The sequence below is a fragment of the Sulfitobacter sp. EE-36 genome, assembly GCF_000152605.1.
GTDB classification, from domain to species: domain Bacteria; phylum Pseudomonadota; class Alphaproteobacteria; order Rhodobacterales; family Rhodobacteraceae; genus Sulfitobacter; species Sulfitobacter pontiacus.
Window position 1 is genome coordinate 1,579,821 of record NZ_CH959310.1, and the last position, 13,185, is coordinate 1,593,005.

Consider the following 13,185-nt stretch of genomic DNA (forward strand, 5'->3'; position numbering starts at 1 on the left):
TCGCCGATGCGAGGCGGGTCTTTTTATCATATTATTATTCAAATATGCGCATATGAATTGCGCGTCGAAAAGGCCAGCCTATGATCTCTCGTCGTGATTTCCTTCAGGCCAGCATGGCTGCAACGGCTTTGTATGGTGCGTCGTCCTTTGGCAACTGGGGCAAGCTCGCCGCGCAGCAGGCGTTGACGCAGGACAAGTTGCTTGAATTCGACACCTTCGGCAACGTCAGCCTGATCCACGTGACCGACATCCACGCGCAGTTGAAGCCGATCTATTTCCGCGAACCTTCGGTCAACATCGGTGTGGGCGAGAACCGCGGGAAGGTGCCGCATCTGACCGGCGCGGATTTCCGCAAGCTTTACGGGATCGCGGACGGCAGCCCCTCGGCCTATGCGCTGACCTATAACGATTTTTCGGCTCTGGCGCAGGGCTATGGCAGGATGGGCGGTCTGGACCGTGTGGCGAGTGTGGTCAACCAGATCCGCGCGGACCGGCCCGATGCGCTGCTGCTGGATGGCGGCGACACCTGGCACGGCAGCTACACCTGCTACCACACGCAAGGTCAGGACATGGTCAACGTGATGAATGCGCTCAAGCCTGACGCGATGACCTTTCACTGGGAATTTACGCTCGGCTCTGACCGCGTGGCAGAGATCGTCGAGGGGCTGCCCTTTGCCGCCCTGGGGCAAAACATCTTTGACGCCGAATGGGACGAACCGACAGAGCTTTTCCCGCCCTACAAGTTCTACGAGACAGGCGGCGTTAAAGTCGCGGTGATCGGGCAGGCTTTCCCCTATATGCCGATCGCCAACCCCGGCTGGATGTTCCCCGAATACTCGTTCGGTATCCGCGATGAACGGATGCAGGAAATGGTGGACGAGGTCCGCGCCAAAGGGGCCGAACTGGTCGTCTGCCTGAGCCACAACGGCTTTGATGTGGACAAGCAGATGGCGGGCGTAGTGACGGGGATCGACGTGATCCTGTCGGGTCACACCCATGACGCGCTGCCCGAGCCTGTGCTGGTGGGCGAGACGATCATTGTCGCCTCGGGGTCGAACGGGAAATTTGCCAGCCGCGTCGATCTGGATGTGCGCAACGGCCGCATGATGGGGTTCCGCCACAAGCTGATCCCGATCTTCTCTGACGTGATTGCGCCTGATCCGGCGATGACCGCGCTGATCGACGCACAACGCGCGCCATACCTTGACCAGCTGACCGAAGTCATCGGCACCACCGCCGAAGACACGCTGCTGTACCGGCGCGGCAATTTCAACGGCAGCTGGGATGACCTGATCTGCGACGCGCTGCTTTCCGAGCGCGAGGCCGATATCGCGCTGAGCCCGGGTGTGCGGTGGGGGCCGTCGATCCTGCCGGGGCAGGACATCACGCGCGAGGATATCTGGAACGTCACCTCCATGACCTACCCCGAAGCCTACCGGACCGAGATGACAGGTGAATTCCTGCATGTCGTGCTGGAAGATGTGGCCGACAACCTGTTTAACCCCAACCCCTATTACCAGCAGGGCGGTGACATGGTGCGCACAGGCGGGCTTGGCTACCGCATTGACGTGACCCAGCCGCAAGGCAGCCGCATCACTGAACTGACCTTGCTGAAAACCGGGGAACGTGTCGATCCGGCCAAGACGTATCAGGTTGCAGGCTGGGCCAGCGTGAACGAAGGCACCGAGGGCCCCGCGATCTGGGACGTGGTCGAAAGCCACATCCGCAAGCAGGGCAGCGTGTCGCTGGACCCCAACACCAGCGTCATCGTCAAGGGCGCGTAACAGGGCAGCATGAAAGGCAAGGCCATGGCACCACGGAAGACAGCGAACAGACGGGCCTTCTTGCGTGGCGCGGCGACTGCTGGACTAGGGGCGATGGCGGCCCGTAGCGCTGCCGCGCAATCGCCCGATCCCATGATCGTTGAACCGCAACCCTGGGCGCAGGGCTTGGGCGATGGGGTGGATGTCACGCCCTACGGTCTGCCCATCCGGTTCGAGCAAGACGTGGTGCGGCGCAATGTGCCTTGGCTGACGGCGGATACCATCAGTTCGATCAACTTCACCCCGATCCACGCGCTGGACGGTACGATCACCCCGCAGGGCTGCGCCTTTGAGCGGCATCACTCGGGCGCGATCGAACTGTCGAAACAGGATTACCGCCTGATGGTGAACGGGCTGGTGGACCGCCCGCTGGTGTTCACCTACGCCGATCTGGAACGTTTCCCGCGCGAAAATCACGTATATTTCTGCGAATGTGCCGCCAATTCGGGCATGGAATGGGCGGGCGCGCAGTTGAACGGGGCACAGTTCACCCATGGCATGATCCATAATATGGAATACACCGGCGTGCCCCTGCGGTTGCTGCTGGAGGAAGCCGGCTATGACCCCGCGGGCAAATGGGTCTATATCGAGGGCGCCGATGCGTCGTCGAACGGGCGGTCGATCCCGATGGATAAGGCGCTCGACGATGTGCTTGTCGCGTTCAAAGCGAATGGCGAGGCGCTGCGCAAGGAACACGGCTACCCCGTGCGGCTGGTCGTGCCGGGGTGGGAGGGCAACCTCTGGGTCAAATGGCTCCGCCGGATAGAGGTCACGGACGCGCCCGTCGAGAGCCGCGAGGAAACGTCGAAATACACCGATACGCTGGCCGATGGCACCAGCCGCAAATGGACGTGGGCGATGGACGCAAAATCCGTCATCACCGCACCAAGCCCGCAATCGCCGGTGCCCCATGGGGCGGGGCCTTTGGTGATCACCGGGCTGGCATGGTCGGGGCGCGGTACGATCACCCGCGTGGATGTGTCGACGGATGGTGGCGCAAGCTGGCAAACCGCGCGACTGGCTCAAGAGGGCACGCCGATGGCGCTCTGCCGCTTTTACCTCGATGTGCAGTGGGACGGCACAGAGATGCTGCTGCAATCCCGCGCGATGGATGACACGGGCTATGTCCAGCCGACGAAAACGCAACTGCGCGCGGTGCGGGGGCTGAACTCTGTCTACCACAACAACGGCATCCAGACATGGTGGCTGCACGCGGACGGGAGCGTTGAAAATGTCGAAGTTTCTTAACACCATTGCTACATGCGTCATCGCCACGGCCACGGCTTTGCCCTTGGCGGCGGCCCCCTACGGTCTGGGCCGCGCCGCGCTGCCGGAAGAGATCGCGGCCTGGGATGTGGACGTGATGCCCGATGGGCGCGGTCTGCCCGAGGGGCAGGGCGATGTGCTGACGGGCGAAGCGATTTTTACCGAAAAATGCGCCGCCTGCCACGGGGACTTTGCCGAAGGCCGCGGGAATTGGCCTGCGCTCGCGGGCGGGCAGGACACGCTGGCGGATGCCGATCCGGTCAAGACGGTCGGGTCCTATTGGCCGCATCTGTCCACAAGCTTCGACTATATCCGCCGATCCATGCCCTATGGCGATGCGGGAACGCTGACGGCGGATGAGGTCTATGCCATCGTGGCGTATATCCTCTATTCCAACGATCTGGTGGCAGAGGAATTTACCCTGTCCAAAGACAACTTCGCCACGGTCCGGATGCCCAATGCCGACGGTTTCCTCCGCGATGACCGCGACACTACGGAATTGCCGGGCTGGCAGATTGATCCGTGTATGGAAGACTGCAAGGAACGCGTGAACGTTACTATGCGCGCGCTGTCACTGGATGTGACGCCCAAGGACGCCGCCCCCGCGACTGTGCCGCAACAAACGCCCGTTGCCGATGTCGCGCCAGCGTCAGAGCCTGCTGCCGACCCCGCCTTGCTCGCCGATGGAGAGTTGGTGTTCCGCAAATGCAAAGCCTGCCATCAGCTGGGCAAACGGGCCAAAAACCGCGCGGGCCCGGTCCTGAACGGGATCGTCGGTGCGCCTGCCGGTGGGGTCGAGGGGTTCAAATACTCGCGCGCCCTGATGGCGCAGGCAGAGGATGGTCTGATCTGGACACCCCAGACGCTGGGTGCCTTTCTGGCAGCACCGCGCAGCTTCATGAAGGGCACCAAGATGGGGTTTTCCGGCTTGAAAAGCGATGCCGAGATCAAGGCGGTGATCGCGTATCTCAACAGCTTTCCGGCCCCGTGACGGTGCGCATGATTGGCGACGTACGGCGAGGGTGATAGGATAGGCCTGCGCCCGTTTGTGAAAGGACCAAGGATGAGACCGTTACAGATTGCCGCAGCACTTTGCCTTTGTGCCGCGCCGCTCGCCGCTCAGGATCAGGCCGTGACCTACGCCTATGACGGTAGCTTTGACGATGCGACCTTCGCGGTCGAGAACGCGATTGTCGGCAAGGGGCTGGTCATCGACCACGTCAGCCACACAGGCGAGATGCTTGCCCGTACCGCCAGCGATGTCGGCAGCGATGTCGAGATCTTTCGCGCGGCAGATGTGTTTCTGTTCTGCTCTGCCGTGGTGTCGCGCAAGGTGATGGAGGCGGACCCGATGAACATCGCCCATTGTCCCTACAGCATATTTGTCACCGACATCGACGGCGCGGTCTCTGTCGGGTATCCGACCTACCCGGACGGCCCCATGCAAGAGGTGCAGGCCCTGCTGGACGAGATCACGCAAAGCGCGCTGGACGGGTTTTGAATGCTCCCGCTGTTGCGTAGAAAAGGCGGCAATCACAGGACGCTTTGTCGCGGCGGTTCTGGCGGTCGGGCAGCACAATCCGCTTCCTTGATGAAAAATTCCATAGTATGAATATGTTCGACTCGACAACGGGGCGCAGGCTTCAGATGTCGGGCGAAAAAAGCGCAAACGGAGCAGGTGACCATGACTGAATACCCCGTGAATATGGATGTCATCCCCGATGTCTCGGGCCATTTTGATCCGGTGACCAATACGATCAGCTATATCGTGCGAGACCCGAACTCCAACGCCTGTGCAATCATCGATTCCGTGATGGATATCGACTATGCCGCCGGACGGATCACCTATGACCACGCGGACAAGCTCATCGCCGAGGTCGAAGCGCAGGGACTCGCGCTGGAGTGGATTATCGAGACACACGTCCATGCCGACCACCTGTCTGCCGCGCCCTATATCCAGCAAAAGCTGGGCGGCAAGATCGGCGTCGGAGAGCAGATCATGACCGTGCAGGACACTTTTGGGAAAGTGTTCAACGAGGGGACGGAATTCCAGCGCGACGGCTCGCAGTTCGACGCCTTGTTCAAGGATGGCGATCGCTACCGCGTCGGCGGCATGGAATGTTTTGCTATCTACACCCCCGGTCACACGCCCGCATGCATGGTGCATGTCATGGGCAACGCTGCCTTCACAGGCGATACGCTGTTCATGCCCGACGGCGGCTCTGCCCGCGCGGATTTCCCCGGTGGCGACGCCGGAGAGCTGTATGACAGCATCCAGAAGGTCTTGTCCCTGCCGGACGACATGCGCCTGTTTATGTGCCACGACTATGGGCCCAATGGTCGCGATATCCAGTGGGAAACCACCGTGGGCGAAGAGAAAGCGCATAACATCCATGTGGGCGGCGGCAAAACGCGCGAGGAATTCATCACCTTTCGCACCGAACGCGACGCGCAGCTGTCGATGCCGAAGCTGATCATCCCGTCGCTTCAGGTCAACATGCGCGCAGGGCATATGCCGCGCGACAAGGACGGGAACCTGATGCTCAAGGTGCCGGTGAACGGGTTGTAATCAGGTGCGTATTCCCGCCGCTGCCCGCCGCTATCTGCCCGTCCTCGACTGGGGGCGCGACTATGACAAGGCGGCCTTGTCCAATGATCTGATCGCGGCGGTGATCGTCACGATCATGTTGATCCCGCAATCGCTGGCCTATGCGCTGCTGGCGGGGCTGCCGCCCGAAGCGGGGCTCTATGCATCGATCGCGCCGATCTTGCTTTATGCCGTCTTTGGCACCAGCCGCGCCTTGGCAGTGGGACCGGTGGCGGTGGTGTCGCTGATGACCGCGGCCGCCTTGGGCAATATCGCCGATCAGGGCACGATGGGCTATGCCGTCGCCGCGCTGACGCTGGCCTTGCTGTCTGGGGTGATGCTGCTGGTGATGGGCGTGTTCAAACTGGGGTTTCTGGCGAATTTCCTGTCCCACCCCGTGATCTCGGGCTTTATCACCGCCTCTGGCGTGATCATCGCCGCCAGCCAGATCAAGCATATTCTGGGCATTGATGCCTCTGGCGGCAATCTGGCAGAGCTGCTGATGTCGATCTGGGCCAATCTGGGCACGGTGAACGGGACGACGGTGGTGATTGGCGTGTCCGCGACGCTGTTTCTGTTCTGGGTGCGCAAGGGGCTGAAACCTTTCCTGCGCGCGCGTGGCGTTGGCCCACGGGCGGCGGATGTGGCGACCAAGGCGGGGCCCGTGGCGGCGGTGGTTGTCACCACATTGGCGGTCTGGGCCTTTGATCTCGCCGGGCAGGGCGTCAAGATTGTGGGGGCCGTGCCGCAAAGCCTGCCGCCGCTGACGCTGCCGGACCTGTCGTTCGAACTGATGGGCAGCCTGCTGCTGCCGGCCTTTCTGATCTCTGTCATCGGGTTTGTTGAATCCATCTCTGTCGCGCAAACGCTTGCCGCGAAACGGCGTCAGCGGATCAATCCGGATCAAGAGCTGATCGGTCTGGGGGCGGCCAATATCGGCGCGGCCTTTACGGGGGGCTATCCGGTCACGGGGGGCTTTGCACGGTCTGTGGTGAACTTTGACGCAGGGGCGCAGACACCGGCGGCGGGGGCCTATACCGCCGTGGGGCTGGCCGTGGCTGCACTGGCGCTGACACCGCTGGTCTTCTTTCTGCCGCAAGCGACCTTGGCTGCGACGATCATCGTGGCCGTGCTAACGCTGGTGGATTTCTCGATCCTGAAAAAGGCATGGGGCTATTCCAAATCCGATTTCGCTGCCGTGCTGTCGACCATGTTGATCACCTTGGGCAGCGGGGTCGAACTGGGGGTGACCTGCGGGGTGGTGCTGTCGATCTTTCTGCATCTCTATAAAACCACCAAACCGCATATTGCCGAAGTCGGGCTGGTGCCGGGCACCGAACACTTCCGCAATATCAATCGCCACGAGGTAGAGACCTGCCCCACGGTGCTGACCCTGCGCATCGACGAGAGCCTGTATTTCGCCAACGCGCGGTTCCTGGAGGATTGCATCTACGACCGGCTGGCAGGCAATACCTGTCTGCGCCATGTCGTGCTGATGTGCTCTGCCATCAACGAGATCGACTTTAGCGCGCTGGAATCGCTTGAAGCGATCAACGCACGGCTGCGCGACATGGGGATCAAACTGCACCTATCCGAGGTCAAAGGCCCCGTCATGGACCGTCTGAAAAAGCAGCATTTCATCTCGGATTTGACAGGCAGCGTGTTCCTGTCCCAGCATGCAGCCTATGTCGCCTTGGGAAAAGCTGCCGCATAGTCACCCATCGTTTGCAAGTTTCTGTTTGATCGTTACAACTGCTGTCAGGGGCTGCGGAACGGCGTTCCGCAGCGGGGAGAGAACTATTTCAGGACAGTGATATGATACCGATCAATCCGCCGGCACCGGCGACGACACCCACGAAAACCATCGTCGAGGTCGTGCGCGACAACGCTAAAGCACATCCGGAAAAACCTGCGCTGGTCTGTGACGGGCAAACCGTCAGCTGGGGGGCATTCGACCAGCGCATCAACAAGATCGCCAATCTGCTGCTGTCGCTGGGGGTGAGCAAGGGCGACAACATCGCGATCATCTCGCCCAATTCCATCCCCTATGCAGAGCTGTTTATGGGCATCCTGCGGGCAGGGGCCTGCGTGACGCCGCTGTCGACGATGGCGTCCCCCGACGCGCTGCAAAAGATGCTGACCGACTGCGGCGCGCGCGCGATCTTTGTCGCGGCGCAATATCTTGAACTGGTCGATGGCTTTATCGCCGATCTGGATCTGGCGCGCTTTGCCATTGATTTCGACCATCCCGCGTTTCAGCCTTATGGCGCTGCGGTTGACGAGGCTTCGGACTCCGACCCCGAAATCCAGATCGAGATGTCGGATGCGTTCAACCTGATCTATTCCTCGGGCACGACCGGCACGCCCAAGGGCATCTTGCACAATCACTGGATGCGGTCGGCGCAGATGGACCGCGTGTCGCCCAACGGATATGACGATAACGCCCGCACGCTGCTGTCGACGCCGCTGTATTCCAACACAACGATCGTGTCCTTCCTGCCGACGCTCTATGGCGGCTCGACCGTCTATCTGATGCCGAAGTTCGACGCCCGCGGGTACCTCGAGATCGTGCAGCGTGAAAAGATCACCCACACGATGCTGGTGCCTGTGCAATACAAACGTATCATGGACGTGGCTGACTTTGACGCCTTCGACCTGTCATCGATGCAGGTGAAATTCTCCACCTCCGCGCCGCTGCGGGCCGAGGTCAAGGCGGATGTGCTGGCGCGCTTCCCCGGCAAGCTTCTGGAATACTACGGTCTGACCGAAGGCGGCGGGGTCACGGTACTGAATTCTGCCGAACACCCCGACAAGCTGCACACGGTGGGCCAGCCTGCGCCGGGCAATGAAATCCGCCTGATCGACGAGACCGGTGCAGAGGTTCCCAAGGGCACCGTGGGCGAGATTTGCGGTCGCGGGCCGACGATGATGGCGGGGTATTTCGGGCGCGATGACCTGACGGCTGACTACATCTGGCGCGACGCAGCGGGCAACGTCTTCTTCCGCTCGGGTGATATGGGCCGTTTCGACGAGGACGGCTTTTTGATCCTGTCTGACCGCAAGAAAGATATGATTATCTCGGGCGGGTTGAACATCTATGCCGACGATCTTGAACTGGTGCTGCTGGCCGACCCCGATGTGACGGATGCCGCCGTGATCGGCGTGCCCTCTGACGCTTGGGGCGAAACGCCTTACGGGTTGGTGGTGCTGCGCGAGGGGGCAACGCGTTCGGGCGATGATATCTGCGCTGACGCCAACGCCAAGCTGGGTAAAAGCCAGCGTCTGTCGGCGGTGGAACTGCGCGACGAGCTGCCGCGCAGCTCTATCGGGAAGATCCTCAAGAAAGAATTGCGCGCGCCCTTCTGGGCGGCGGTGTCTGCGTGAACAAGGAAGATGACATGAGCGACCAAGACGATACAGACCAGATGAATGGCGCCGATAGCCTTGTGCAGACGCTGCTCGATAGCGGGCTTGATACCTGTTTCACCAATCCCGGCACGTCGGAAATGCACTTTGTCGCCGCGCTGGACCACGTGCCCGGCATGCGGTCGATCCTTGTCCTGCAAGAGGGCGTGGCGACGGGGGCGGCGGATGGGTACTACCGTATGGCCGGCAAGCCCGCCTGCACCCTGCTGCACCTTGGGCCAGGGCTCGCCAACGGGTTGTCGAACCTGCACAACGCGAAAAAGGCAGGCTCGGCCGTGGTGAATATTGTCGGCGAACATGCGGTCACGCATATCGAGCTGGACGCGCCGCTGACCTCTGACATCGAAGGGATCGCGCGGCCCGTGTCCCATTGGGTGCATACATCCATGTCGGCGGCGGATGTGGGCGCGGATGCGGCCCGTGCGGTGCAGGCGGCAAATGTGGCACCGGGGCAGGTGGCGACGCTGATGCTGCCGAGTGACACCGCCTGGAACGAAGGCGGCGCTGTCGCGCCCGCGCGAGAGCCTGCGGAACGCCCTGCCTTTGACGAGGCTGCATTGGAGGAAGCCGTCGCCGCGCTGTCCGGCCCTGACAGCCTGCTGCTGTTGGGCGGTGCCGCGCTGAGCGCCGAGATGCTTGAGATTGCGGGGCGGATCGCGGCCAAGACGGGCTGCAAACTGCTAAGCGAATGGGCTAATGCGCGGCAGGAACGCGGGGCAGGGCGTGTGGTGGTCAACCGCGTGCCCTATCCCATCGATCAGGCGCTAGAGACGCTGGCCCCGTTCAAGCGCATCGTTCTGCTGGGCGCACGCGCACCCATCGGTTTTTTCGCCTATCCGAACAAGCCCGCGATCCTGACCGCCGAGGGCACGCAGATCACCAACCTCTGCACCACCGCGCAGGATATCGCGGGGGCGCTGGAGGCGCTGTGCGGCAATGTGGGTGCGGCGGACACTCCACCCGCCCATGTGGCCGAAGCCGCTACCCCCGACAAACCCAGCGGCCCGTTGGAGCCGGGCGGCATCGCGCAAGCCCTAGCGCGCACCATCCCCGAGGATGCGATTGTCATCGACGAGGCGATCACCACAGGCCGCGCGTTCTTCCCCGCAACAGCAGGGGCCCCCAAGCACACTTGGGTGAACAACTGCGGCGGGTCCATCGGCTATGGCATGCCCGTGGCGATCGGGGCGGCCGTGGCCTGCCCTGACCGCAAGGTGATGGCGCTGATCGGGGATGGCAGCGCGATGTACACGGTGCAAGCGCTTTGGACGATGGCCCGCGAGGGGCTGGACATCACCATCGTGATTTTCGCCAACCGCGTCTACAAGATCCTGCGCGGCGAGCTGACCAATGTCGGCGTCAGCAATGCGGGCCCCAAGGCGATGGATATGCTGTCGTTGGACCAGCCAACGCTTGAATTTGCACAGATGGCAAAGTCGATGGGGGTAGAGGCAACACAGGTCACAGATTGCGAAGCGCTTGAGCTCGCGATCGAGACAGGGCTGGCGCATAAAGGTCCGTATCTGATCGAAGCGGTGATGTAGCGCCTGCGCCAACTACCCGACACGACAAGGCCCCCGATCAGCGTTGATCGGGGGCCTTTTTTTGTCTCAGTCATCCGCGTCTGTTAGCGGTCTGCACCACCGTCGCCGTCGGCATCCTCGCTGTCCGGCACGTCGTCTGCCTCGATCGGCTTGGACACGGTTTTGGTCGGCGGCAGGCTTGTATCCTGCGCGGCGGGGCCTTCGATCTTGAACGGCTGGGTGGTGCCGTCCTTGTTCTCGCCCAGCCAGATGGTCTGCTGCGGGAAGGGTATCTCGATCCCGCGCTCGTCAAAGACCGTCTTGAGGTAACCGTTGTACATACGCCCGATGCCCCATTGCTTGCCGGGATCGGTCTTGATCCGCACGCGCAGCACCACGGCGCTGTCACCAAGGGATTGGACCCCAAACCATTCCAGCTCTCCCATGATGCTATTGGCGATCTCTGGTTCGTTATCCATCATGCGGTCGAAGGCGTCGAACATGGCCTGCTTGGCCTCTTCGACATTCTCGCGGTAGGCGATGCCCATGTCACAGACCGTGTAGGAGAAGCCGCGCATATAGTTGCTGACCACATCAACGGTAGAGAAGGGGATCATGTGGAATGCGCCTTGCACATCGCGCAGCGAGACAGAGCGCACCGACAGCTTTTCGACGGTGCCAGTGGTGCCGCCCACGGTGATCACATCGCCCACGTTGATGACGTTCTCGAACTGGATGAACACACCGGTGATGATGTCTTGCACCATCTTCTGCGCGCCGAAACCAATCGCCAGACCCAAGACCCCTGCAGAAGCGAGCAATGGCCCGATATCCAGCCCGATCTCGCTCAGCACGAACATCAGCGTGAGGATGATCAGCGTAATGGTCGCCGCATTGCGCAGCAAGGTCAGCAGGGTGGTTTCCCGCGAGGTTGGCACAGCCCCGTATTCAGGGTTCAGCTTGTAGTCGACAAAGGATGTCAGCGCGAGCCAGATGCCGAAGGCCACCGTCAGGATCAACCCGACAGAGATCAGCGCCTTGGTCACCGCCAGCCCGACCTGCCCCTCAAGCCAGCTGCGCATGTCGATCGTGCCGATTACGTCCAGCGTAAAGAACAGCACGCAGACCAGAAGGAACAGCCGCAAGGCGCTGAAGGCGCGGGGGACAAAGGTGTTGATGCGACGTTCCAGCAGCGGCAGCTTGGCGTTCACGTCCTCGGGCAGTGAAATGCCGCGGTGCACGGCCTGTGCCAACCAGCCCGACAGCAGGGCGGCGATGATGATCGCGGCAAGGATCTTGCCCGACCCGACAATCGCGTTCAGCGTGACCTCGGCGGGCTGGGTCATGACCACGATGAACATCACCGCGATATAGGCCAGCGCGAACCAGTGCCAGATGCCTGCCAACCCGTGCAGCGTGCGCGCGATAAAGCCGCGGCGCGCCTCTGCGATGTTGGCCGGATCGACACCCTCAGCGGCTTGCGCCTCGCTGGGGTCAGCCTCGCTTTGTAGCCAACGGGTGACGGCCTTGCGACGGCGCAGCACGATGTAGACAAAATACAGCAGTACGAGAACCGACAGAAGGGCCGACACGCCAGCGCCCGCGGCCGTGTTGACGCTTTGGTTGACGATTGGCACGACCAGCAGTTGCCCGTAGCCCAGAACACTGACCACGATGCTCAGATAGCGCGTCAGCGCCGCGGCGGCCTTGTCACCGACCGGCACCAGACGTAGACCCGACGCAACCGGCGAGAGGAACGACCGGATGACGACTTTGGTCATTTCGACCAGCAGGAAGGCGTTCAGATACATCGACTGGCGGATGCCGATCTGCCCGACTTCGCCAACGGCGAGGATGGTGATCAGATAACCAGCGGCCCAAGCCACGACCACGATAAAGGCGTCCAGCAGGTTCGACCCCAGAAACAGCCCGATAGAGCGGAAGAGGCCCACATGTTCAGCCGTGCGCCCCATGCGCGCATACAGCCCCCGCGCAAGGTAGCGCAGCACCACAAAGAGCGCGACGGTGATCGCAATGACCGCAAGCAGGCCGGGGATCGCTTCCAGTAATACGGTCACTTCCGCACCGCTGAGGCCAGAGAAAACCTTGCCGCCGCGTTCGAACCCGTTCCAGAAAGAGGTGAGCGTGCTTACCGTGTCTTGTCCGATCTGCTGGGTGATCAGGGCGATTTGCCGCCCGACCGATACGCCTTCGGCATCCGCGGCTTCGGTGATCGTTTCAATCGCGGGGTTTTCATCACCCGCGGGGTCGCCCGAGGCATCCAGCGACTTTTCAAGGTCCGCGATCAGCGCGGCGCGGGCGTCATCGTCCTTAAGCACTTCCAGCAGGGTATCCAGCGGTGCCTTCGCCTCTGCCTCGGGTGTCGTTTCGGTTGTTTCCGTGTCGGAAGATCCGCCACCGGTGAACAGCGATTGCGCCTGCGCCGCGAAGGGGGCGAGCGTCAGGAAGAGTGCCACCACAAGCCCCGTCAGTACGTAGAGCCACCCTTGGGTTGGCATCGCGATCTTTCCGGTTTTTGACATGGGGGCCTCTTTCAACA

9 protein-coding genes are annotated in these 13,185 nt (G+C 61.9%); 8 read left to right on the top strand and 1 reads right to left on the bottom strand.

What is annotated here, in order from left to right; all coding sequences use genetic code 11:
* Window positions 1–80 precede the first annotated feature (80 nt).
* From soxB to EE36_RS10300, 8 genes are all read left to right on the top strand, one after another.
* Window positions 81–1,784 carry a thiosulfohydrolase SoxB gene (gene soxB, locus EE36_RS10265; RefSeq protein ID WP_005851968.1) on the top strand — a complete coding sequence of 568 codons (1,704 nt, stop codon included), beginning with the start codon at window positions 81–83 and terminating at the stop codon, window positions 1,782–1,784.
* 24 nt (window positions 1,785–1,808) lie between these two features.
* Window positions 1,809–3,071, top strand: coding sequence for a sulfite dehydrogenase (soxC, locus tag EE36_RS10270; protein ID WP_039912232.1), 1,263 nt, complete (start codon window positions 1,809–1,811; stop codon window positions 3,069–3,071).
* Window positions 3,055–4,080 carry a c-type cytochrome gene (locus EE36_RS10275; RefSeq protein ID WP_005851972.1) on the top strand — a complete coding sequence of 342 codons (1,026 nt, stop codon included), beginning with the start codon at window positions 3,055–3,057 and terminating at the stop codon, window positions 4,078–4,080. Before soxC ends, EE36_RS10275 begins: the two co-directional genes overlap by 17 nt.
* Before the next feature lie 72 nt (window positions 4,081–4,152).
* Window positions 4,153–4,590 carry a DUF302 domain-containing protein gene (locus EE36_RS10280; protein ID WP_005851974.1) on the top strand — a complete coding sequence of 146 codons (438 nt, stop codon included), beginning with the start codon at window positions 4,153–4,155 and terminating at the stop codon, window positions 4,588–4,590.
* Window positions 4,591–4,773: 183 nt separating this feature from the next.
* Entirely contained in the window at window positions 4,774–5,658 is an 885-nt protein-coding gene (locus EE36_RS10285) for an MBL fold metallo-hydrolase (protein WP_005851975.1), read from the top strand.
* Between the two features lie 4 nt (window positions 5,659–5,662).
* On the top strand, window positions 5,663–7,390 hold the full coding sequence (locus EE36_RS10290) for a SulP family inorganic anion transporter (protein WP_005851977.1): 1,728 nt from the start codon (window positions 5,663–5,665) through the stop codon (window positions 7,388–7,390).
* A 101-nt stretch (window positions 7,391–7,491) separates the two neighbouring features.
* Window positions 7,492–9,060, top strand: a complete 1,569-nt coding sequence (locus tag EE36_RS10295) for a class I adenylate-forming enzyme family protein (RefSeq protein WP_005851979.1) — start codon at window positions 7,492–7,494, stop codon at window positions 9,058–9,060.
* 14 nt (window positions 9,061–9,074) lie between these two features.
* Window positions 9,075–10,646, top strand: coding sequence for an acetolactate synthase large subunit (locus EE36_RS10300; protein WP_254655571.1), 1,572 nt, complete (start codon window positions 9,075–9,077; stop codon window positions 10,644–10,646).
* A gap of 83 nt (window positions 10,647–10,729) precedes the next feature.
* Here the strand turns inward: EE36_RS10300 and EE36_RS10305 are convergent, their stop codons facing one another.
* Complete coding sequence (locus EE36_RS10305; protein WP_005851982.1) at window positions 10,730–13,168, bottom strand: mechanosensitive ion channel domain-containing protein; 2,439 nt, start codon at window positions 13,166–13,168, stop codon at window positions 10,730–10,732.
* Window positions 13,169–13,185: the final 17 nt, after the last annotated feature.